Raw genomic sequence first — 22659 nt, forward strand, 5'->3', positions numbered from 1 at the left:
AACGACGCGGTGGACGGCTTCGTCATCGCCGTCGACCGGGGGCGCTACCAGTGCGTGCTGGCCGGGGCCGAGCGCGGCGTGGTGGGGGCCGAGCTGCCCACTGTGACCGCGATGCGGGCTCGCGAGCTGGGCCGCAAGTCGGTGGTGGTGGGCGACCGGGTCAGCCTGGTCGGGGACACGTCCGGGGCGGAGGGCGCGCTGGCCCGGATCGTCCGGATCGCCGAGCGCCGCTCGGTGCTGCGCCGCACCGCTGACGACGACGAGACCACCGCCGAGGGCCGGCTGGAACGGGTGGTGGTGGCAAACGCCGACCAGCTGGTGATCGTCAGTGCGCTGGCCGACCCGCCGCCGCGCACCGGGTTCATCGACCGCTGCCTGGTGGCCGCGTACGACGCGGACGTCGAGCCGCTGCTCTGCCTCACCAAGGCCGACCTGGCCGGGCCGGAGGAGGTGCTCGGTTACTACACCGAGTTGGAGCTGCCGTACGTGCTCAACCGTCCCGACTCCGACCTGGGCGCGCTCCGCGCGCTGCTGAGCGGCCGGGTGTCGGTGCTGGTCGGGCACTCCGGGGTGGGCAAGTCGACACTTGTCAACCGTCTCGTCCCGGACGCGCTGCGCGCGGTCGGCGTGGTCAGCGCGATCGGCCGTGGCCGGCACACCTCCACCAGCGCGGTGGCGCTGCGGTTGCCACCGGTGCCCGGCGTCGACACCGATCCCGGCTGGATCATCGACACTCCCGGGATCCGCAGTTTCGGGCTGGCGCACGTCTCGGCCGACAGCCTGTTGCACGGCTTCCCGGACCTGGTCGAGGGCACCGTGGACTGCCCGCCCAACTGCCAGCACACGGCCGACGAGGCCGCCTGCGGGTTGGACGCCTGGGTGGCCGCCGGCAAGGCCGACCCGCGCCGGTTGGCCTCGTACCGCCGATTGCTCGCCTCCCGTGCCGGCGACGGTGACTCGCGCGGCGAGAGCGACCAGCGCGGGCCCGGGGAGGGTGACCGGCGTGGGCCCGACGAGTGAGCCGACCGGCGTCGGCTAGGTTGCCGGCATGACCGGGTACGCCGACGACCTCGCCCTCGCCCACCTGCTCGCCGACCGGGCCGACGCCATCGCCACGGCCCGGTTCCGCGCGCTCGACCTGCGGGTGGAGGCGAAGCCCGACCTGACCCCGGTCTCGGACGCGGACACCGCCGTGGAGCGGGAGATCCGCGCCCTGCTGAGCGCGGAGCGGCCGACCGACGGGCTGCTCGGCGAGGAGTACGGCGCGCAGCCGGCCAGCGCCCCGCACGGCCGACGGTGGATCATCGACCCGATCGACGGCACCAAGAACTTCGTCCGGGGCGTGCCGGTCTGGGCCACCCTGATCGCGCTCTACGACGGTGATCGGCCGGCGGTCGGCGTGGTGTCCGCACCGGCGCTGGGCCGGCGCTGGTGGGCGAGCGCGGGCGCGGGCGCGTACGCCGGTCCCGGCCCCGCCGCCGGCGAGCGGATCGGGGTGTCCGCCGTGCACGAGATCGCCGATGCCAGCTTCTGCTACTCGTCGCTCGACGGGTGGGAGCGCGCCGGGCGGCTCGACGCGATGCTGGACCTGATGCGGGCCACGTGGCGCAGTCGGGCGTACGGCGACTTCTACGGCTACATGCTGCTCGCCGAGGGCGCACTGGATGTGATGGTCGAACCGGAGTTGTCACTGTGGGACGTGGCGGCGCTGGTGCCGATCGTCACCGAGGCGGGTGGCACGGTCACGGATCTGCGGGGTCGACCCGCGCCGGCCGGCGCGCCGGGCACCGACAGCAGCGTGGTGGCCACCAACGGTGTGCTGCACGCCGACATCCTCAGCCGGCTCGATCGACCAGCCGAGCGCTGACCCCCGTCAACCTCTATCCTCGCCAGGTGGTCTCCTCCGGTTGGTGTTTTCTCGCGGCGATGATCGTCGCGTACGGCTTCGCCAACCTCCTCCAGTCGGTGGCCGCGGCCCGCACCACTGTCCACCACACCTTCGATCCGGGCCTGCTGCTGCGTCTCGCCGGGCACCGGACGTACCTGATCGGCCTGGGCTGTCAGATCGGCGGATTCGTGCTCGCCTTCCTGGCCCGCCGGGACCTGCCGCTGTTCCTGGTGCAGGCGAGCGTCGCGGCCGGGCTCGGGGTGACCGCCATCCTCGGGGTGCTGGTGCTGAAGTGGCGGCTGCCGGTGGCGGAGGTGGTCCTGCTGGCCCTGCTCTTCGCCGGGATCACCGCGCTGGTTCTGTCCGCCCGGCCGGCCCCGTCGAAGCAGCTCGGCGCCGCCGGCTCGATCGCCCTGCTGGTGGCGCTCGGCGTCATCGCGGCGCTCGGTGTCTTCGCCGTCCGGCTGTGCGGGGCACCCGGCTCGGTGGCTCTCGGCTCGCTTGCCGGGTTGGCGTTCAGCTCGGCGGCGGTCGCCGCCCGGCCCCTGGCGTCCGCGCCGTCCGCCGAGGCGTTCTTCTCCCACCCGCTGTTCTATCTGCTGATCGCCCACTCGATCGTCGGTCAGCTGCTGCTGGGGCTGGCCATGCAGCGCGGTTCGACGACCGCCGCGGTCGCCGCGATGGACGCCGCCGGCGCGGTGCCGGCCGCGATCGTCGGCCTGCTGCTGCTCAACGACAAGATCTGGCCGGGCCGGGAGTGGCTGGCCGCTGCCGGTTTCCTGGTCACCCTGGCCGCGGTGATCGGGCTGACCCGGTACGCCGAGCCGCAGCAGCAACGATCGGTGGCGCGCCGACGCGATCGGGCCATGGTCGCCGTCGGCCGGCCCGGCTGACGAAACGAACCGGGCCGCCGCCCGGCACCGCCCGGCCCGGCGACGGCCTCTCCGCCGTTCCGCACCCGTCGCAGGGTCAGGCCTCGACGGGTTTGCGGCGGCTCACCACCCGCTCGTAGAGGCGCTCCAGCGCGCCGGCGGTGCGCTCCCAGGTGTAGCTGCTGCGCACCCGGTCCACCGCGGCGTGCCCGTAGGCGAACCGGCCGGCGTTGTCGGCGAGCAGCCGGCGCAGCGAGACTCCGAGCGCCCGCACGTCGCCGGGGGGCACCAGGCGGCCGGTGACCTCGTCGACGACGGCGTCCGCCAGGCCGCCCATCGCGTAGCCGATCACCGGCACCCCGCAGGCCATCGCCTCCAGTGAGACCCGCCCGGCCGACGAGTAGTGCGGCGTGCAGGCGACCACGTCCGCCGAGCGGTACCAGGTGGCCATCTGGTCGTGCGGCACCGCTCCGACGAGCCGTACCTGGTCGACGACGCCGACCTGCTCGGCCAGCTCGCGCAGTCGCCGCGCCTCGGCATGGCTGGCCAGTTGGTCGGCCGGCGGCCCACCGGCGATCACCAGCTCGGCGTCGCCGACAAGTCGCATCGCCCGGATCAGATCCTCCTGGCCGTGCCCCGGGGCCAGCGAGCCGACCGAGAGGATGCGGGCCCGCTGTTCACGCGGCGCCGCCTCGCCGTCCGGCTGGAACTGCTCGATGTCCACCCCGGCCGGCACCAACGCGACCGAGCTGCGTTGCAGGCCCATCCGGGTCAGCTCGTCGACCTCGTCGTTCGACTGGGCGACGGCGATGTCGACGGCCCGGGTCAGCGCGCGTTCCAGCGTGATCCGCTCCCCCGGCCCGTCGTAGTGGCCGCCCAGGTGGCGTGCCTGCTCGACGCCGAGCGAGTGGAACGTCTGCACCACCGGGATGTCGGTCTCCCGAACGGCGTGCGCGGCGGCCAGGCCACCGACCCAGTAGTGCCCGTGCACCACCTCGGGCCGCCAGGCGCCGGACCACGATTCGGCCAGCCAGCGGCCGAACTCCGTCACGTACGGGATGAGTTTCGCGGTGGGTAGCGGGGTGGGCGGGCCGGCCGGCACCTGGAGCACCTGGTAGCCGTCGACGTCGACCGTCGCCGGCAGGCCGGGGTCGTCCCGGCGCTCGTACAGCCGTACGTCGTGGCCTCGCTCCGCCAACTCGGCGGCGACCCGTGCGATGTGCTGCCGGGTGCCGACCGGTGGGCCGTCGGCGTGGCGGTATGAGCTGGCGTGCGCGCAGACGAGGCCGACGCGCATGGGTCACCTCCCTGCGATCTTTCCTCGGCAGTGGTCCTCCCGTTCAGAGCGTCCCATTAACCTCGGGAGCGGGAGTCGAAACCTGGCAGATCGGGAAGAGTGCCCGCGAGTGCCACCGACGCTTGCGCCACGGCAATCACATTGACCACACCGCACGCCGTTTTCGCGAAGATCGACAATCCGTACCTGGCATGACCAGGCCTGGCCGGGGGTACCGCTCAGGAATGCCCCTGACCCGCAGCCTCGACGACTCGACCGTGGTGATCACTGGCGCGTCCAGCGGGATCGGCACAGCTACCGCGTACGCGTTGGCCCGCCGGGGCGCCGCCGTCGTGCTGGGCGCCCGCAGCGAGGCGGCCCTCCGTCAGGTCGCGTTGCGCTGCCGGGAGTTGGGCGGCCGGGCGCTTGTCGTGCCGACCGACGTGACCGATCTGGAGTCGGTGCAACGGCTTGCCGATCGGGCGGCGGCCGAGTTCGGCCGGATCGACGCCTGGGTGAACAACGCCGGGGTGAGCGCTGTGGGTCTGTTCGACGAGATTCCGGTCGCCGAGTTCCGCCGGGTGCTGGAGGTCAACCTGCTCGGCGCGGTGCACGGCATCAAGGCCGCTCTTCCGTACCTCGGCGCGGCCGGTGGCGGCGTGCTCGTCAACAACGCCTCGGTGCTGGCCGAGGTGGCCATGCCCTACCAGTCGGCGTACAACGCCACGAAGCACGGCATCCGTGGGCTGGCCGACACGGTCCGACAGGAGCTACGGGTCACCGGTCGCGGCCAGATCTCCGTCTGCACGGTGCTGCCGGCCACCATCGACACCCCGTTCTTCCGGCACGCGGCCAACCACAGCGGGCGGGAGCTGCTGCCACCGCCCCCGATCTACCCGCCGGAGGTGGTCGCCGAGACCATCGTCCGGGTCCTGCGCCGGCCCCGCCGCGAGGCGTACGCCGGCGGGGCGGCCCGCCTGATCGGTATGCAGTGGCGGTTGGCGCCCGCGCTCGTGGAGCGCACCCTCGGCTGGTACGCCCACCGCGCGCAGTTCGGTCCGGGCGCGCGGGTGGACAGCAGTGGCAACGTCTTCCACGCCGACGGCCAGGCCCACCGGGACGGCGGCTGGCACGGTCGACGGCGTCAGTTGGTGCGGATGACCGCCGCGTTCGGTCTCGCCGCCGCCGGCACCGCGGTCGGCACCATGGCGGCGATCAACCGCCGATCCCGGTTGGCGCCCTGATGACGGGCGTCGAGCGCCCGAATGCGCAAACCGTCACCGACGCGCACAATGGGACGATCATGTCGAGCTGTCTGGTGGAGATCGACGATTCGTCGGCGGTGGTCCGGCTGACCGGTACGCTCGACGCCGCCTCCGCCGAGGCGGTACGCGGCGCGCTGCTCGCCTGTCTCTGGCACCGACCGGGCCCGGTGGTGGCCGACGTGACAGGGCTGCGGGTCGTGGACCCGGCGGGGCGGGCCGTCTTCGCCGAGGTTCGCCGCGAGGTGGCCGACTGGCCCGCCGTGGAACTGCTGCTGTGTGACCCGGCGGTCGACCGGCCCGAGCCGGTGGACGCCGGGGCATCGATCCGGCCGGTCATGGTGGCCGGTGTGCCGGCCTGGCCGACGGTGGACGGCGCGTTGGCCGCGGTCGCGGTGGCGCCGCTGGCGGCGGTGCTCACCGTCGAGCTGGCCCCGGCGGTGGGAGCCGCCCGGCAGGCCCGTGATCTGGTCGCCACCGGCTGCCAACGCTGGGGCATGGCGATGCTGCTCGACCCGGCCAGCATCGCGATCACCGAGATGGTGAACAACGTGGTGGCGCACGCGCGGACCCCGATGACGGTACGGCTGGCTCCCCGGGGCGACACCCTGCACCTGGCGGTGCGCGACTACTCCGCGCGTCGGCCGACGTTCGCCGGGCTGTCCCCGCCGAACCGGGTCGGCGGCCGGGGTCTGCTGCTCATCGACACTGTGGCGCGGCGCTGGGGCAGCAGCGCCCTACCGGACGGCAAGGTCGTGTGGTGCGTCCTGCACGCGGAGGACGAGGTCGCGCACCTCAGCTGACGCGGCGTTTCGCCTCCGGTGCCGCTTTCGGCCACGGCACAGCCTGCGGTGCTCCGGTTATGGCGGGAGGGCAGCGGGTAGTGATCAGACATGCGCGACAACGAGTACCCGACCCCCGTGTCCGACACCGAGGCGCAAGGTCTGCCCGACACCGCCGATGACGACTCGACCGCCAACGACGACGTGCTCACCGGGCGCGAGGCGGACGGCCCGGACCCGGCCCAACTCCCCGGCGACCGTACGCCGGTGGCGGTGGACCGGTTCGGGACGACCGCCGAGGAGCAGCTCGACGGTGAGTCGCTTGACTACAAGCTCGACCGCGAGGTCTACGAGCGCCCGGCAGACGACCCGCTTGCCGGAACGATCGACCCGAAGATCGCCTTTGAGGCGGACAACCTGGAAGCCGCCGCGGAGGCGCAGCTGGACGCCGACGTGATGGACCCGGGGCCCACCTCGGATCCGAACTCGCCGGTCTCCCTCTACGACCACGGTCAGCTCGGCACGGTGGCCGACGCCACAGTGGGTCGGCTGGTCGAGCCGGACGAGGGGTCGCACACCGACCAGGAGACCGACTCGGTGGCGTACGACGCCGGTTCCGCCGGCGGCGGGGCGACCGCCGAGGAGTTGGCCATCCACGAGACGGAGCCGCCGCGCTCGGTCTGACCCGGGTCAGTCGTCCAGGCCGCGCTCGATGGCGTACCGGGTCAGCTCGACGCGGTTGTGCAGTTGCAGCTTGCCCAGGGTGTTCTGCACGTGGTTCTGCACAGTGCGGTGCGACAGTCCGAGCCGCTGCGCGATCTGCTTGTACGACATCCCCTTCGCCACCAGTCGCAGCACCTCGGTCTCCCGGTCGGTGAGCCGGGGCGTCGCGGGTTCGGCGGTGCCGGTCGGGTCGGGGCCCTGCCCCGGCCCGGCGGCCAGCCGGCGGTACTCGCCGAGGACGAGCCCGGCGAGGCCGGGGGTGAAGACCGCGTTGCCGGCCGCGGTCCGGCGGACCGCGTCGAGGAACTCCGCGGGCGCTGTCGACTTCACCAGGTAACCGGTGGCCCCCGCCTTGACCGCGTCCAGAACGCTCTGCTGTTCGCCACTGGCGCTGAGCATCAGCACCCGTACGTCGGGCAGTGCCGCGCGCAGCCCGAGGATCACCTCGACACCGGAGATGTCCGGCAGTTGCAGGTCGAGGACGACGACGTCGGGCCGGGCGGCGGCGGCCACCCGGATGGCCTGTCGCCCCTCGCCGCTTGTCGCCACCACCTGGAATCCGGCCTCGGTCAGGTCGCGGGCCACGCCCTCGCGCCACATCGGATGGTCGTCGACCACCATCACGCGGGTCGGGCTCACCGCCGCGTCCTCGGCACTGTCAGCTCGATCTCGGTGCCAGCGTCGGGGGCGGAGGCGATCCGCACGGTCCCGCCCAACTCGACCACCCGACCCCGGATCGACTGGGTCACGCCGAGCCGCCCCTGGGCGGCGGCCTCGGCCAGCCGGCCGTCCGGGATGCCCGGCCCCTCGTCGCGGATCGACACCGTCACCGTCTCCCCCTCGTCCTCGATCAGCACCCAGGCGCGTCCGCCGGCGTGCCGCCCCACGTTGTCCAGGGCCGCGCCGGTCGCGGCGGCCAACTCTCCGGCCACCCGGCGGGGCAGCGGCACCGGGGTCGCCGGCGCGGAGAGCGCCACCGCCGGTGAGGCGTACCGGCCGAGGAGGGCCCGCAGGTCCACCGCGGCGGCGTCGGGTCCGTCCAGGGTCACGGCAGTGGCCGGACCGGCGCCGGCGATCAGCGCCCGCAACGCGGCTTCCTGCTCGCCGGCCAGCCGGGCCAGCTCGCCGGCTTCGCCGGGCAGGTCAGCGCCACGCCGCTGCACAAGCGCCAGCACCTGGAGCACCGAGTCGTGGATGCCCCGGGCCAGCCGTTCCCGTTCCCGGGTGGCGGCCTCCAACTCCACAGCGCGTTGCAGTCGTTCCTCGGCGGCCGCCGCGAGACGGGCCATGTGCCCGACCACCAGCCCGGCGAGCAGCATCAGGATCACCCCGGTGAACGAGGACTGGCCGATCCGCTCCCGGGTGGCCAGGTCCGCGCCGGCAACCAGCAGGGCGGCGACAGTGCCCCGCCGCCGGCCGCCGGAGACGGCCCAGGCCAGCACCGGGCCGGCCATCCAGGCGACCCCCATGGTGGGTACGCCGGTGGCGAGCGCCGCCCGACCGACCACCCACGGGGTGGCGAGCACGACGGCCATCGCCACCCCGAGATCGGCAAGCAGCAGCGGCCAGCGCCGCCAGGCCGGCCGGGCGTACCCGATCGCGGTCGCGCCGGTCCAGATCATCATGATCAGGACCAGGGCGCCGACGGCGTACGGGTGGGCGTAGCGGTCGGCATCGCGCACCGCCAGCACGCAGACGTACGCCAGGGACGCCAGTCTGAACACCGCGAGCGCACGCCACAGCGGCACCTCGAATCCACCTGGCGGTGACGACATGGCCGTCACGATGCCACATGCGGTAGGTAGCGCGGCGAGCAGCGAGTGCGGTTCGGAGAACCCTGACGTACGGTGGAAAAGCCGCGAAATACTCCGAGATCCGCCGCCGGGACGGGCCCATGACGAATGCAGATCCGCACGCACCGCGTACGGTTGTGCCCATCGAACCTGCCCTCCTGATCGCCGAAGCCTTCGACCAGGCCCAGGTGACCGAGATTCGACACTCGGTCACCTCCTGCGCGCACGCCTCCGGGCTCGCCGGTCAACGGCTTGACGATTTCGTGCTCGCGATCAACGAGTTGATCACCAACGCGGTGCGGCACGGCGGTGGACGCGGATGGCTGCGGCTCTGGCACGAGTCGGACCTGCTGGTCTGCGAGGTCGCCGACCACGGGCACGGCATCAGTCCGCAGCGGCTGGGCGACCGCAGTCGACCGGCCCCGGACACCGCCGGCGGCTGGGGCCTCTGGCTGGCCCGCGAGCTGACCGACGGCATGGAGGTCGTCACCAGCACCGCCGGCACCACGGTGCGCGTCACCACCGGCCTCGCCCAGCACGACCACACCCCGCGCTGATTCCCGCGTCCGGGCCGGCCGGCTCAGGCGAACAGCGCCGAGACGGATTCCCCGTTGTGGATGCGGCGCATGGCTTCGGCCAGGGCCGGGGCCACCGACAGGACCTGGAGCGCGGGCACCCGCTTCTCGTCCGGGATGGGCACCGTGTTCGTGCAGACGATCTCCAGGACGCCGTCCTGGTCGCTGAGCCGCCGCAGCGCGTCACCGGAGAAGAGCCCGTGCGTGCAGGCGAGCCGGATCGAGCGGACCTTCAGGCCGCGCAGATGCTCCATCAACTCGATCACCGTGCTGCCCTTGGCGATCTCGTCGTCCAGCACGATGACGTCCCGGTCGGTCACCTCGCCGATCACCGCGCTGATCTTGACCAGGTCGTCGCTGAACCGCTGCTTCGCCCCGGCCGCGACCGGCGTGCCGAGCAGCCGGGCGAAGGCCGCCGCCTCCTTGGCGTTACCCAGGTCGGGTGAGACCACCACGGTGTCACTCAGGTCGTAGCGCCGGAAGTGGGTGGCCAGCTCACGCAGCGCGTGCAGGTGATCCACGGGAACGCTGAAGAAGCCGTGCACCTGCGGCGAGTGCAGGGTCATCGCGAGCACCCGGTCCGCCCCGGCCGACGTGAGCAGATCGGCGACGAGCCGGGCCCCGATCGAGATCCGCGGCGCGTCCTTCTTGTCCGAACGGGCGTACGCGTAGTGCGGCAGCACCACGGTGATCCGGCCGGCCGACGCGCCCCGGGCCGCGTCGATCATCAGCAGCAGCTCCACCAGGTGCTCCTGCACGGGCGGCACCAGCGGCTGGATCAGGAACACGTCCCGCTCCCGGCAGTTGGCCTGCAACTGCACTTCCAGACAGTCGTTCGCGAACCGGGACACCCGCACAGGATGCAGCGGCACCCCCAGGTGGGCGCAGATCTCGGCAGCCAGGTCGGGATGGGCGGTTCCACTGAAAACGGCGATGTCGCGCACGTTCGCACATCGTAGGCGACGCGACGGCCGGTGGACGGCGGCGGGCGGTAACCGGATGTGACGCCTGTCGCACCTCGCTGCCGCTTTGGGTACGGTGCTGCGGTGACCCCCCAGTACGTCGCCGCCATCGACCAGGGCACCACCTCCTCGCGGTGCATCGTCTTCGACCGGGCCGGGGACATCGTCGCCGTCGCCCAGCGTGAACACCGGCAGATCTTCCCCCGACCCGGCTGGGTCGAACACGACGCCGAGGAGATCTGGGACAACGTCCAGCAGGTCGTCGCCGAGGCACTGCGGGCCGCCGGCACCGACGCGAGCGGGCTGGCCGCCGTCGGCATCACCAACCAGCGGGAGACCACAGTCGTCTGGGACCGGGCCACCGGCCGCCCGGTGGCCAACGCCATCGTCTGGCAGGACACCCGGACCGGGCCGCTGCTGCGCGAGCTGGCTTCGGCGTACGGCGAGGAACGGTTCCGGGCCCGCACCGGCCTGCCGCTGGCCACCTACTTCGCCGGTCCGAAGCTGCGCTGGCTGCTCGACGAGGTCGACGGCCTGCGCGAGCGCGCGGAGCGCGGCGAGGTGCTCTTCGGCACCATGGACAGCTGGCTGATCTGGAAGCTGACCGGCGCGCACGTCACCGACGTGACGAACGCCAGCCGGACCATGCTGATGGACCTCACCACCCTCGACTGGGCACCGGAGCTGCTGGACGCGATGGGCGTGCCGGCGGCGATGCTGCCGGAGATCCGCTGCTCCGCCGAGGTGTACGGCACCGCCACCGGCGTGCTCGCCGGGGTGCCGGTGGCCAGCGCGCTCGGCGACCAGCAGGCGGCCCTGTTCGGGCAGACCTGCTTCCAGCCGGGCGAGGCGAAGTGCACCTACGGCACCGGCAGCTTCCTGCTGCTCAACACCGGCGCCAGCCCGGTCCCGTCGACGCACGGTCTGCTCACCACCGTCGCCTACCGGATCAAGGACCAACCCCCGGCGTACGCCCTGGAGGGGGCGATCGCGGTCACCGGCTCGCTTGTGCAGTGGCTGCGGGACAACCTCGGGCTGATCTCCACGGCCGGCGAGGTGGAGGAGTTGGCCCGCACCGTGGACGACAACGGGGGCTGTTACGTGGTGCCGGCGTTCTCCGGGCTGTTCGCCCCGCACTGGCGCAGCGACGCGCGGGGCGTCATCGCCGGCCTGACCGGCTACATCACCAAGGGGCACCTGGCGCGGGCGGCGCTGGAGGCGTCGGCGTGGCAGACCCGCGAGGTGGTCGACGCGATGGACGCCGACTCCGACGTGGCGCTGCGCCGACTCCGGGTGGACGGTGGGATGACAGCGAACGGGCTGCTCATGCAGTTCCTCGCGGACGTTCTCGACGTGCCGGTGATCCGGTCCCGGATCACCGAGACCACCTGCCTGGGCGCCGCGTACGCGGCCGGTCTGGCGGTCGGCTTCTGGCCGGATCTGGCCACCCTGCGGGCGCAGTGGCGCTCGGACGCGCAGTGGGAGCCGGCGATGGCCCCGGAGCTGCGTGAGAAGGAGCTGGGCCAGTGGCGCAAGGCGGTGCGGCGCACTCTCGACTGGGTGGAGTGACCGCCCGCCCGGCGGTCACTCCCAGCGGTTGCCGGTCAGCTTCTCGTACACCTCGACGTAGCGGGCGCGGGTCGCCTCGACCACCTCGTCGGGCACGTCCGGGGCCGGGGCCTGCTTGTTCCAGCCGCCGCCGGTGGCCCAGTCCCGCACGTACTGCTTGTCGTAGGAGAACTGCACACGGCCCGGCTGGTACGACTCGGCCGGCCAGAACCGCGACGAGTCGGAGGTGAGCAGCTCGTCGGCGAGGACCAGGGTGCCGTCCGGCGCCCAACCCAACTCGATCTTGGTGTCGGCGATCAGGATGCCCCGGTCGGCGGCCAGCTCCGCGCCGCGCCGGTAGACGTCGATGGTGATCTGCCGCAGCCGCTCCGCGGTGTCCTGGCCCACCTTGGCCACCACGTCGTCGTACGTGATGGGCTCGTCGTGTTCGCCCATCGGTGCCTTGCTCGACGGCGTGAAGATCGGCTCGGGCAGGATCGACGCCTCGCCCAGCCCGCGGGGCAGTGGCACACCGGATACGGCGCCGGTCTGTTCGTACTCCCGCAGGCCGCCGCCGGTGAGGTAGCCGCGAGCGACGCACTCGACCGGGAGCATGTCCAGCCGCTGGCAGCGGATCGCCCGCCCGGCGAACTCGGCGGGCACGTCGGTGGCCGAGATGACGTGGTTCGGCACCAGGTCGGCGAGCTGCTCGAACCACCACAGCGACAGTGCGGTGAGCAGGCGGCCCTTGTCCGGGATCGGCGTCGGCAGCGCCACGTCGTAGATCGAGATGCGGTCCGAGGCGACCAGGATCAGGTCGTCGCCGTCGGCGTAGACGTCCCGAACCTTGCCCGAGTGCAGAAGTTCCACGCGCCCTAGTACACCACGCGACATCGGAGGGCCCGATTCGACCACCCGCGCCGGGGGATGACCGGACGGACGTTGACACCTTCGTGCGCTCCCTGCGTGAATGGTCCCACCGCGCCCCCGCAGGTCCAGGAGACCCCCGTGCCCGTTGTTCCATCCCCGATCGACCGCCTCGGCGCCGACCCGGGCCGGCGTCGACTGCTCACCGCGCTGCTCGGCGCTCCCCTGCTCACGTCCGGCGCGCTGGCCGGATGCAGCGACGGCGTCGCCACGTCGACCCAGGACGGGCCGGTCGAGCTGTCGGTCTTCTGGTGGGGTGGCACCAGGCGTGCCGAGCTGACCGAGAAGGTGCTGCGGCTCTACTCGGATCGCAACCCCCGGGTCACCTTCCGGGTCACCTGGCAGGGCGCCGATGGCTACTACGAGCGGCTGGCCACCCAGGCGGCCGGTGGGAACGTCCCGGATCTGATCCAGATCGACGACTCGGTGCTTACCGAGTACGCGCAACGCCAGATCATTCTCGACCTCACCGACCGGGTCAGCGACCAGCGCCTCGATCTGCGGGGCCTGCCGGAGGGCCTGATCCGCTACGGCACCGTGGAGGGCCGGACGATGGCGGTGGCCGCCGGGCAGACCCACGCCGCCGTGGTCTTCAACCGCGATCTGCTGCGGGAGTTGCGAGTGCCGGAGCCACGGGGCGGCATGAGCTGGGCCGACTACATCTCCTGGGCGCAACAGGTCACCGACGCCAGCGACGGTCAGGTGGCCGGCACCATGGACGCGTCCAGTGACCAGCGGGCGCTCTGGCTGTGGCTGCGGTCGCAGGGCGGCGAGTTCTACCGGGGCAACCAGCTCGGCTTCGGCGCGGACGAGCTGATCGCGTGGTTCGAGCTGTGGCAGCGCGCCCGCAGCGGGCGGGCCACCCCGGGCGCCGCTCTGGTCGAGCAGGCCGACGGCAGGGATATGGCCCGGCAACCGGTGGTCACCGGATTGACCGCCGCGTCCTTCGCCTGGTCGCACCAGCTACCGGAGTTGCAACGGCTCACCCAGGCCGAGTTGGGCGTGGTCGGCCTACCGGGGCCGCCCGGTGCGCAGTGGGCGCGCGCGTCGATGTCCTGGGCCGCGTTCCGCGGCACCCGCCACCCGGACACCGTCGCCGACGTGATCAACTTTTTGACCACGAACGGCGAGGCCGGCACCGTCCTCGGCCACGAACGTGGCCTGAACGCCAGCCTCGCCGTCCGCCGCTACACCGAGGGCAGCATCACCGACCCGGCCGAGCGGCGCGCCGCCGCGTTCGGCGCCGCCATCGCCGACCAGCTCGGGCCGGCGCCGGCACCACCGCCGAAAGGGCACGCCAGGGTGCGTACCCTGCTGGTCGCCGCCGCGGAGAGCATTCGCGTCAAGCGGGCCGGCACCCGGGCGGCCACCTCGCGTTTCCTCTCCCAGGCCAACGCCGCACTGGCGGCGTGACCCACCGGCGACCGGCCCCGGCCCGCCGCCGTCGACCAACCGATCGGGACGGGCCGCCGGGTCAGCGCGGCGGGCCGCCGCGACGGTTGCGGGTCAGACGCAGCACCAGGAACACGATGACGGCCACCACCACCAGGCAGCAGAGCAGGCCGAGGACGCCGAAGCCGCCGCCACCGCGCCGCCGCCGCGCGGCCTCCACCACCACCTCGCCGGTGCCCGTGGACGCCCAGGCCGCGACGGGCACGAAGACCGCCAGTACGGCCGCACCGAGGACCGCGCTGAGCCGGCCCCACCACTTACCGAATGAAGACATGTGCCCATCCTCGCTGAAGGACGCAACCCCGGCACGTCGGTCCACGCCGAACCACTGCACCGAAACCGTTCGGGAGCCCCTCGTCAGCAGCGAGATCCCGTGATCCGCACCGGGGGGCAACGAAACAGGTCCGGCCCCCACGGGTGGGGGCCGGACCTGTTGCACTGCCGTTTGTAGCGGGGACAGGATTTGAACCTGCGACCTCTGGGTTATGAGCCCAGCGAGCTACCGAGCTGCTCCACCCCGCGTCGACTGCTTAACTCTAACCCATCCCGCCGGCGATGATCAGCCGGGGTGCCAACCGTTGCGGACGGGCCCACTCCAGGGCCCCGCACCGAGCGTGGCGTGGTCCCGTCGCCCACCCCGGAGAACCTGCCCGCTCCCGCGACAGGTCGGCGGGGAGCAGCGCCCAGGGCCACGCCTGGTGGATCTGTCGCGTGACCGACCGCGCCCCGGAACCGAAACCAGGAACCCGCCCCCGGAAGACCGGGGACGGGTTCGTGATCTGGTGTTTCAGTTGTAGCGGGGACAGGATTTGAACCTGCGACCTCTGGGTTATGAGCCCAGCGAGCTACCGAGCTGCTCCACCCCGCGTCGGCTCGCTAACCGTAGCGCACCACCCCCGGGCCCCGCAAAACGACATCCGAATCCGCCGGATCGCGGTCCGGCACAGCTCAGTCGAGCCAGGCCCGGATCGCGGTGACCGCGCGGCGGCTGTCCGCGTCGACCTGCGTCCGCGGGCTGGACCCGGTCTCCCAGCCGATCTCCCAGAGCACGGTCACCACGTCGCCGATCCGGATCGCCCGCACCAACCGGACGTTCTCCCCGCCGGTCGGGTCACCGTTGATGTCCACATTCGGCTCCCGCGTCTCGAACAGCACCGACTCGTCGCCGTACCCGGTGCTGCCGAGCAGCCGCTGCCTGCTCAGCACCGACGCGTCGCCGGCCGGCCGCTCCTGCTCCGGGCACTCGCGCACCGCCCGGCGCAGCTCGTTCATCGCATCGTCGGCACGCCCGGCCCGGTAGATGGTGATGGTGTGGGTGTAGGTGCCATCCGGGGCGTTCCCGTCGATGTTCTCCTCTGGCAGCTTGAAGACCAGGGACCGGGTCCGACGCTGCACGATCGCCGCGTCGCTCGGGAAGTCGGCGCCGCACAGCCCCGGCAGCACGTCCCGATCCACGAATTTCGGCGCGGTGTCGGTCCGGTTCACCGGGGGAAGAGTGAAGAACGCCCGATCCGGGATGCTGACCGGAGTCTGCGGTGACGCGCTGGTGACCTGCGGAGACGCGGAGGACGTACCCGGGTTTCGACTGGGCGTGGTCGGCGGGGCAGACGGTGAGCCGGCAGTGGCACTCGGCGCCGGGGTCGTCGGCCGGTCGGCCGGCGGAGGAACCGGCGTCGGCGGCGGCATGGCCACCACCTGGGTACCCAACACCACGCCTCCCGCCAGCAACGCCACGGCGAGGGTGCCCCCTACCGCACGCAACCGGGCCCTCCGGTCCGCCCGCTGCCGCAGCACGCCGGGAACGCCCAGGTCGCGAGCGTCGGCGTCGGCGGCGAGGCGCTGATACCAATCGGAGAGTTCACGCGACATCGTTGGCCTCCAGTTCCACGCTGGCGAGATCGGGCAGCAACGCGGCGAGCCGGGACCGGCCCCGGGAGAGCCAGGACTTCACAGTGCCAACGGGCGCGCCAACCTCACGGGCGATCTCTTCCACCGACATGTCGAACAGGTAGTGCAGAGCCAACGCCTGCCGATGGTTCGCCGGCACCTGGCGCAGCGCCTGAAGCAGCAGCACACTGTCCTCGGTGGGCGGTCCGACCTCCGGTGGAGGCCCCGCCAGCCGCAACGCCCCGCGCAGGCTGCGCAGCCGCCGCCAGCGGTCGGTCGCCAACCGGGACACCACCAGCCGCAGCCACGCCTCCGGCGCAGGATGCGCCGCCAGCCGCCCCCAGTGCCGCCAGGCCCGGGTGTACGCCTCCTGCACCAGGTCCTGCGCCTCGCCGTGGTCGCCGGCGACCGCGTAGCCGTACCTCGCCATCCGCCGCGCGGTGCTGCGGTAGAAGTCATCGAAGCTCTGCGCGTCCCGCACGACTGTTCCCCCTCGTTCCACCCCGTCGACTTGAGGACGGCCGGCCGGAGTCACCGGTTGCGGTCCGGTCCGACCTTTCGGAAAGCGACGGACGGGCAGCCGGCCGGACGACAGCGGAGCCCTCGTCGCCAGGACCGGGATGGTCCGACGACGAGGGCTCCGAGAGTCGCGCCCGGCGAGTGCGGTCAGCCGCCCGCGCTCGGGCTGCCGCTCGGCGACGGTGGGGCGCCACCGCTTGGCGCTCCGGTCGGGTTGGCGGCCTGCTGCGCCTGCTGGAACGCCGTGAGCGCCTCGTCCAGCGTCTTGAGCGCACGACCGTACCGCTCGAAGTCACCCGACGTCTGCGCGGCCCGGACCTCGGTGATCGCGGTCTGCACCCGGTCCGCGGCGACGGCCAGGTCACCGGTCGGCGGCGGGATGCTGGCGCTCGGCGTCGGCGCCGGGGTGGCGCTCCCGCTGGGCGTCGGCGTCGTCGGCGTCGTCGGGTTGCCCCCGGTGGTCGGCGGCGGCGACGTGCCCTGCCCGGCCTTCTTGCCCTGCTCGACCAGCTGCTTGATGCCGTCGTTGATGTTGTCGGCGAGCGCCACGAAGGAGCCACCGTCACCGTAGGAGAGCAGCACCTTCTGCAACAGCGGGTACGCGTCCTGCTGGTTGCTCTTCACGTAGACCGGCTCGACGTAGAGCATGCCGTCGGCGAAGGGCAACGAGAGCAGGTTGCCGTACTGCACCTGCGCCTGGTTGCTGGAGAGCAGGTTGAGCTGCTGGCGGATGTTGGCGTTGTTCGTCATCTGTTGGTGCACCTGCACCGGGCCGGAGATCCGGGTCTGATCCGGCAACTCCAGCACCTCCAGCCGGGGATTCCCGTCGATGTACGACCCGGAGATCAGCGCGGCCAGGTTCTGCCGGCCGTTCGGGGTGACCGCGGCGGTGAGCTGGAACCGGGGGCTGTCCTGCTCCGGGAACTGGGTGAACAGGTAGTACGGAGGCTGCTTCTGGCCGCTGTCCGGAGCGTCCGGGACGGTCGGCACCTGCCAGAAGTCCTGCGCGGAGTAGAAGTCGCCCGGGTTGGTCACGTGGAACTTGGTCAGCAGGTTGCGCTGCACCTTGAACATGTCCGCCGGGTAGCGCAGGTGCTCGGTCAGCTCGACCGGGATCTCCGCCTTCGGCAGCACCAGGTCACCGCCGAACGCCTTGTTCCAGGCCTTGAGCACCGGATCGGTGTCGTCGTACTCGTAGAGCTTCACGGTGCCGTCGTAGGCGTCGACAGTGGCCTTCACCGAGTTGCGCATGTAGTTGACGTTCTCCCGGGCCAGCTGGAACGTGCCCCGGTTGGTCAACTCGTCGGTGGTCTCGGTCTGCAGGTTGACCCGCTCCGCGTACGGGTAGGTGGCCGCCGTGGTGTAGCCGTCGACGATCCACTGCACCCGACCGTCGACCACCGCCGGGTACGGGTCGCCGTCCAGCGTGAGGAACGGCGCGACCTTCTCCACCCGGTCCCGCGGGTTACGCACGTAGAGCAGCTTGGAGTCCTTGTTGACCGCCTCGGAGAGCAGGAAGTTCGACTCCTGCTCCTTGATGGCGTACAACAGCCGACGGGTGAAGGAGCCGATCTTGACGCCGCCCTCGCCGGTGTAGGTGTAGGACTCGCCGCCACCCTCGCCGACCGGCCTGTCGAACTCCGCCTTCTTGTTCGGGTCGGCCTGACCGACGATCGCGTAGTCGTCGGCCGCCATCCGCTCGCCGTAGTAGATGCGCGGCTGCTTGGCCGGGATCTGCTCGGTCTGCGAGGAGCACGCCTCCTGGGTCTTCTCGCCGAGGAAGCCGGACACGAAGAACGGCTGCCCGCCGCAGACCACCTGGTTGGCCGGGGCGGCGACCAGCCCGTACCCGTGGGTGTAGACGGTGTGCCGGTTGATCCAGGTGTTCTGCTGGTCGGTCAGCTCGCCGTAGTTGATCTCCCGGACGCCGACCACGTAGTCGGAGACCTTCCCGTTCACCCCGTACCTGTCGATGTCCAGCTTGGGGCCGAAGTCGTAGAAGCCACGCACCTGCTGGAGCTGGGTGTACGTCTCGCTGACCAGCTGCGGGTCGAGCAGTCGCACGTTCGACACCACCGAGGTGTCGGTGACCAGGTTCGCCGGTGGGGTGAGGTTGTTCGCCGCGTACGGGGTCGTCTGGGTGGCCTCCAGCCCGAACGCCGCCCGCGTCGCGTCGATGCTGCGCTGGATGTACGGCGCTTCCTTGTCCTTGGCGCTCGGCTTGACCTCGAAGGTCTGCACCGCCCAGGGGTAGATGCCGCCGATGGCCACCGCTGACACACCGAGCAGCGCCAGCGAGATCCCCGGCCAGACCAGGTTCCGCATCCAGGCGTTGGAGAACACGACGATCGCGATCGCCACCACGATCGAGATGTACGCCAGGATCTCCTTCGCCGGCAGCAGCGCGTTGACGTCGGCGTAACCAGCGCCGTACAACTTGGCGCCCTCGTTGTACTCCAGCAACATCGCCCGCCGGTCCAGCACGTACGCGATGGCCTTCAACAGCACGAAGACCGCGACCAGGCTGCTCAGGTGCGCGCGGGCCGCGTTGCTCATCCGGTCCCCGACGCCCTGCAGGCGGACCCCGCCGAAGAGGTAGTGCACCGCCAGCGCGCCGATCACGGCCAGCACCACCGCGGTGAAGGCGACCCCGAGCAGGTAACGCCAGAACGGCAACTGGAAGACGTAGAAGCCGATGTCCACCCCGAACTCCGGGTCCTTGACCCCGAAGTCACCGCCGTTGCGGAAGAGCAGCCACTGGCTCCACCGGTTCTGCGCGGAGAGGCCGGCGAAGAGCCCGACCACCGCGGCGGTCAGCGCGATCCAGGTGCCGAGTCGCGGGCTGAGCGCCATCCGGTAACGCTCCAGCGTCGCCTGCTCCACCGAGTGCGGACGCAGTCGCGGACGCAACCGATAAGCCAGCCACAGGTTGCCACCGACGACCACCGCCATGCCGAGACCGACGGCGAGGAAGAGCAACAGTCGGGTCACGAGCACACCGGTGAAGACCTCGGTGTAGCGGACCTCGTCGAACCAGAGCCAGTCCGTCCACGCCTGGACACCCCAGCCGAGCAGGGTGAAGAGCACGAACACCCCGACCAGGACAGCGATGGTGACGCGCCCGCGCCGGCTCATCCTCGGCAGGGGGCTGCTGCTACGCATGACCACTGTTGGCTCCGCACGCTCGATGTGATCGGCTCCGACCAGGCACCCAGAGTACGGGGTGTTCCTGAGCGTGTCGGGGCACGGTCACACCGGTCAGCAACGGGTCGGCTGGCCCCCCGCGCGCAACGTCTCCAGGGCGGTCATCGCCTCGTCCAACGAACCCACCCGCAACAGCGGCAGACCGGGCTGCGGATTGCGGACGGCCTCGGCGCAGTTGTCGGCCGGTACCAGAAAGACCTTGGCGCCGGCGTGCTTCGCGCCGACCAGCTTCTGGGCGATCCCGCCGATCGGGCCGACGGTGCCCTCGTCGTCGATGGTGCCGGTGCCGGCGATGATCTGGCCGCCGGTGAGATCGGCCGGGGTCAGCTTGTCGACGATCCCCAGGGCGAACATCAGACCGGCGCTCGGCCCGCCGATGTCCCCCAGGTCGATGCCGAGTGTGAACGGGTGCGGCTGCTGCTGATCGATCTCGACACCGATCCGCGGTCGGCCGTCCTGCTCACGACTGGTCACCGTCGCCGTGGCCGGCGCGCCGTCGCGGGTGTAGGCAATGGTCAACGCCGTACCCGCCGGCTTGGCCCGGACCAGTTCGGTGACCTTCGCGGCCACCGGCACCGGCTGACCGTCGACGGAGGTGATCACGTCGCCGGCCTTCAGCGCCCCGGCCGCCGGGCCGTCCCCGGCCACCGTCTTGATCACCACCTGGACCGGGAAGCCCAACTCCCGCAGCGCGGCGGTCTCCGCGCTGGTCTGCGACGCCTTGAAGTCCTCCGCGTTGCGCTGCTCGACCTGCTCGGTCGACTCCCCCGGCGGGTAGACCAGCTCACGCGGCACCACCGCCTCGTCGTCGGAGAACCAGCCCGCGATCGCCCCCCGCAACCGCACGGTGGGCTGCACCCCCACCGTGGTCAGCCGCAGCTGACCGGCGGAGGTCGAGGTCTCCCGCCCGGAGACCTGGATGACCTCCTTGCCGTCGGCCGTGCCGAGGGTGTTGACCGTCGGGCCTGGGCCGAGCACCACGTACGGGATCGGCACCCGCAGCACCCCGATGCTCAGCAGGGCGGTGAACAGGGCACCGAGCAGGACCGTCAGGCCACGACGTCTCATGCCGCAGAGCGTACCGACCGGCCGGACTCCTCCTGCCGGATGCGCCACGCGACTTCGCCCTCAGCGCAACGCCAGCGGCGGCGACCTGGGGCGCGGTCCGCGTACCGTAGACGTCGTGCCTGATATTCCGTTCGGTTTCGCGCTCCCGGGTGGGCAGCCACCAGACCCCAACGATCCCGCGCAGATGCAGCAGTTCATGTCGCAGTTGCAGCACCTGCTCTCCGCGCCGGGCAGCGGGCCGGTCAACTGGGACCTGGCCCGGCAGGTAGCGGCCAGCCAACTCGCCGCCGCCGGCGACCCGGCGGTGTCACCGTATGAGCGCAACGCCGTCGAGGAGGCGCTGCGCCTGGCCGACCTGTGGTTGGAGCCGGCCTCGTCGTGGCCGTCGGGCATCCAGTCACCGGTCGCCTGGAACCGCAATGAGTGGATCTTCAAGACGCTGGACGTGTGGCGCAAGCTCTGCGACCCGGTCGCCAGCCGGATGGTCGGCGCGATGGGCGACCTGGTGCCGCCGGAGGCGCGCGCCCAACTCGGGCCGATGCAGTCGATGGTCGCCACCCTCGGCGGCGCGCTCTTCGGCGGCCAGCTCGGCCAGGCGCTCGGCTCGCTCGCCGCGGAGGTGCTCTCCGCCGGCGACATCGGGCTGCCGCTCGGCCCGGCCGGCACGGCCGCGCTGATCCCGGCCAACATCCGGGCGTACGGCGAGGGCCTGGAACTTCCCGAGGATGAGGTACGCCTCTACGTGGCGCTGCGCGAGGCCGCCCACCAGCGGCTGTTCCAGCACGTCCCGTGGCTGCGCGGGCATGTGCTCAGCGCAGTCGAGATGTACGCCTCGGGCATCCGGGTCAACCGGGAGGCGATCGAGGAGGCAATGGGCCGGGTCGACCCGACCGACCCGGAGTCCATGCAGGCGATCGCCCTGGAGGGCATCTTCACCCCGGAGGACACCCCGGCGCAGAAGGCCTCTCTGGCACGACTGGAGACCGCACTCGCCCTGGTCGAGGGCTGGGTCTGCCACGTCGTGGACAGCGCCGCCAGCGACCGGCTGCCCAACGTCGTCCGGCTGGGTGAGGCGTTCCGCCGCCGCCGGGCAGCTGGCGGCCCCGCCGAGCAGACCTTCGCCGCGCTCGTCGGCCTGGAACTGCGCCCGCGCCGCCTTCGCGAGGCCGCGGCACTCTGGGCCGCGCTCACCGAGCATCGCGGCATCGAAGGCCGCGACGCCGTCTGGGGCCACCCGGACCTGCTCCCCTCGGATGACGACTTCGCCGACCCGGTCGCCTTCGCGATGAACGACATGGACCTGAGCGAGCTGGACACCTTCGACTTCACCGCTCCCGGTGGGGCCGAGGAGAAGGCCCCGGGCCAGCCCGACGAGACCGACGGCGAGGACGACGCCAAGTCCTGACATCCGCACATCGACGGCTTGAGCCGCGGGTGGTCGCCTGATCGACGGCGGGCACCCAGGCGGGTTCGGGCTGTCGCCGGGCCGACGGGCTCGGGCTGTCGCCGGGCCGACGGGCTCGGGCTGTCGCCGGGCCGACGGGCTCGGGCTGTCGGCGGGCGGCGGGCCGGCGGGCTCGGGCTGTCGGCGGGCCGGGCTGGGGCCGCGGGATGTCGGCCGGGCGGCGGGCTCGGGTTGTCGGCGTGGCGGCGGGATGTCGGCGGGCCGGCGGCCGGACTGGGGCCGTGGGCTGTCGGCGGGGCGGCGGCCGGACTGGGGCCGTGGGCTGTCGGCGGGGCGGCGGGCTGGGGCTGCCGGTGTGGCGGCGGGACGTCGGCGGGCCGGCGGCCGGACTGGGGCTGCGGGCTGGCGGAATGGCGGACTGACGCCGGGGCACTGTCGCCGGGTCCGGCGGACTGGGCCGGCTGGCTGACTAGTCCTGCTGGCGGACTGGGCCTGCTGGCGGGCAGGTTCGGCTGG

General features: G+C 72.2%; 20 protein-coding genes and 2 tRNA genes. 10 read left to right on the forward strand and 12 right to left on the reverse strand.

The genetic code is table 11. The features are described 5' to 3' along the window. Nucleotides 1–9 precede the first annotated feature (9 nt). The 3 genes from rsgA to ACQPWW_RS29530 are packed head-to-tail and all read left to right on the forward strand — an operon-like array spanning nt 10 to nt 2781. Nucleotides 10–1020, forward strand: a complete 1011-nt coding sequence (gene rsgA / locus ACQPWW_RS29520; protein WP_433127031.1) for a ribosome small subunit-dependent GTPase A — start codon at nt 10–12, stop codon at nt 1018–1020. A 28-nt stretch (nt 1021–1048) separates the two neighbouring features. Beyond that, on the forward strand, nt 1049–1867 hold the full coding sequence (gene hisN, locus ACQPWW_RS29525) for a histidinol-phosphatase (protein WP_433127032.1): 819 nt from the start codon (nt 1049–1051) through the stop codon (nt 1865–1867). Between the two features lie 59 nt (nt 1868–1926). Further along, nucleotides 1927–2781, forward strand: coding sequence for a hypothetical protein (locus ACQPWW_RS29530; protein WP_433134656.1), 855 nt, complete (start codon nt 1927–1929; stop codon nt 2779–2781). A 76-nt stretch (nt 2782–2857) separates the two neighbouring features. Here the strand turns inward: ACQPWW_RS29530 and ACQPWW_RS29535 are convergent, their stop codons facing one another. Then, nucleotides 2858–4057, reverse strand: a complete 1200-nt coding sequence (locus ACQPWW_RS29535; RefSeq protein WP_433127034.1) for a glycosyltransferase — start codon at nt 4055–4057, stop codon at nt 2858–2860. 224 nt (nt 4058–4281) lie between these two features. Between ACQPWW_RS29535 and ACQPWW_RS29540 the strand changes: the two genes are divergently transcribed. The 3 genes from ACQPWW_RS29540 to ACQPWW_RS29550 all read left to right on the forward strand — a co-directional run bounded on the left by ACQPWW_RS29540 (nt 4282) and on the right by ACQPWW_RS29550 (nt 6764). Next, nucleotides 4282–5280: an SDR family oxidoreductase gene (locus ACQPWW_RS29540; RefSeq protein ID WP_433127035.1), complete on the forward strand. Its 999-nt coding sequence runs from the start codon at nt 4282–4284 to the stop codon at nt 5278–5280. A 59-nt stretch (nt 5281–5339) separates the two neighbouring features. Continuing rightward, complete coding sequence (locus ACQPWW_RS29545; protein WP_433127037.1) at nt 5340–6101, forward strand: ATP-binding protein; 762 nt, start codon at nt 5340–5342, stop codon at nt 6099–6101. 90 nt (nt 6102–6191) lie between these two features. Then, the gene (locus ACQPWW_RS29550; protein ID WP_112583682.1) at nt 6192–6764 is read left to right on the forward strand and encodes a DUF5709 domain-containing protein; all 573 of its coding nucleotides are present in this window, start codon (nt 6192–6194) and stop codon (nt 6762–6764) included. A gap of 6 nt (nt 6765–6770) precedes the next feature. Here the strand turns inward: ACQPWW_RS29550 and ACQPWW_RS29555 are convergent, their stop codons facing one another. Then, complete coding sequence (locus ACQPWW_RS29555) at nt 6771–7424, reverse strand: response regulator (protein ID WP_433134658.1); 654 nt, start codon at nt 7422–7424, stop codon at nt 6771–6773. Nucleotides 7425–7438: 14 nt separating this feature from the next. Continuing rightward, nucleotides 7439–8578, reverse strand: coding sequence for a MacS family sensor histidine kinase (gene macS, locus ACQPWW_RS29560; protein ID WP_433127039.1), 1140 nt, complete (start codon nt 8576–8578; stop codon nt 7439–7441). Nucleotides 8579–8697: 119 nt separating this feature from the next. Between macS and ACQPWW_RS29565 the strand changes: the two genes are divergently transcribed. After that, complete coding sequence (locus ACQPWW_RS29565; protein ID WP_433127042.1) at nt 8698–9153, forward strand: ATP-binding protein; 456 nt, start codon at nt 8698–8700, stop codon at nt 9151–9153. A gap of 23 nt (nt 9154–9176) precedes the next feature. Here the strand turns inward: ACQPWW_RS29565 and ACQPWW_RS29570 are convergent, their stop codons facing one another. After that, nucleotides 9177–10115 (reverse strand): ribose-phosphate diphosphokinase, encoded by a 939-nt coding sequence (locus ACQPWW_RS29570; protein WP_433127044.1) that lies wholly within the window; start codon nt 10113–10115, stop codon nt 9177–9179. Between the two features lie 102 nt (nt 10116–10217). On the opposite strand from ACQPWW_RS29570, the gene glpK reads away from it, so the two are divergent. After that, entirely contained in the window at nt 10218–11702 is a 1485-nt protein-coding gene (gene glpK / locus ACQPWW_RS29575) for a glycerol kinase GlpK (RefSeq protein WP_433127047.1), read from the forward strand. Between the two features lie 15 nt (nt 11703–11717). On the opposite strand, the gene ACQPWW_RS29580 is transcribed toward glpK, so the two are convergent. Then, a complete protein-coding gene (locus ACQPWW_RS29580) occupies nt 11718–12551 on the reverse strand; it encodes a phosphoribosylaminoimidazolesuccinocarboxamide synthase (protein ID WP_433127048.1) in 834 nt (277 codons plus the stop codon). Nucleotides 12552–12689: 138 nt separating this feature from the next. Between ACQPWW_RS29580 and ACQPWW_RS29585 the strand changes: the two genes are divergently transcribed. Next, complete coding sequence (locus ACQPWW_RS29585; protein WP_433127050.1) at nt 12690–14021, forward strand: ABC transporter substrate-binding protein; 1332 nt, start codon at nt 12690–12692, stop codon at nt 14019–14021. 61 nt (nt 14022–14082) lie between these two features. Here ACQPWW_RS29585 and ACQPWW_RS29590 read toward each other — a convergent pair whose 3' ends face one another. From ACQPWW_RS29590 to ACQPWW_RS29620, 7 genes are all read right to left on the reverse strand, one after another. Continuing rightward, complete coding sequence (locus tag ACQPWW_RS29590; protein ID WP_433127052.1) at nt 14083–14334, reverse strand: hypothetical protein; 252 nt, start codon at nt 14332–14334, stop codon at nt 14083–14085. Nucleotides 14335–14508: 174 nt separating this feature from the next. Beyond that, nucleotides 14509–14582 (reverse strand) — tRNA-Met (locus tag ACQPWW_RS29595). Nucleotides 14583–14854: 272 nt separating this feature from the next. Then, a tRNA-Met gene (locus tag ACQPWW_RS29600) sits at nt 14855–14928 on the reverse strand. A gap of 80 nt (nt 14929–15008) precedes the next feature. Beyond that, nucleotides 15009–15929, reverse strand: coding sequence for a hypothetical protein (locus ACQPWW_RS29605; RefSeq protein WP_433127053.1), 921 nt, complete (start codon nt 15927–15929; stop codon nt 15009–15011). Further along, nucleotides 15919–16428 carry a SigE family RNA polymerase sigma factor gene (locus ACQPWW_RS29610; RefSeq protein ID WP_433127054.1) on the reverse strand — a complete coding sequence of 170 codons (510 nt, stop codon included), beginning with the start codon at nt 16426–16428 and terminating at the stop codon, nt 15919–15921. Before ACQPWW_RS29610 ends, ACQPWW_RS29605 begins: the two co-directional genes overlap by 11 nt. A 185-nt stretch (nt 16429–16613) precedes the next feature. Continuing rightward, nucleotides 16614–19628 (reverse strand): UPF0182 family membrane protein, encoded by a 3015-nt coding sequence (locus ACQPWW_RS29615; protein ID WP_433127056.1) that lies wholly within the window; start codon nt 19626–19628, stop codon nt 16614–16616. A gap of 96 nt (nt 19629–19724) precedes the next feature. Further along, complete coding sequence (locus ACQPWW_RS29620) at nt 19725–20738, reverse strand: YlbL family protein (protein WP_433127057.1); 1014 nt, start codon at nt 20736–20738, stop codon at nt 19725–19727. 115 nt (nt 20739–20853) lie between these two features. Here ACQPWW_RS29620 and ACQPWW_RS29625 point away from each other — a divergent pair, with 115 nt between their 5' ends. Then, nucleotides 20854–22143, forward strand: coding sequence for a zinc-dependent metalloprotease (locus ACQPWW_RS29625; protein WP_433127060.1), 1290 nt, complete (start codon nt 20854–20856; stop codon nt 22141–22143). Nucleotides 22144–22659 lie beyond the last annotated feature (516 nt).

This window comes from Micromonospora sp. CA-240977 (assembly GCF_050942285.1).
Classification (GTDB): Bacteria; Actinomycetota; Actinomycetes; order Mycobacteriales; family Micromonosporaceae; genus Micromonospora.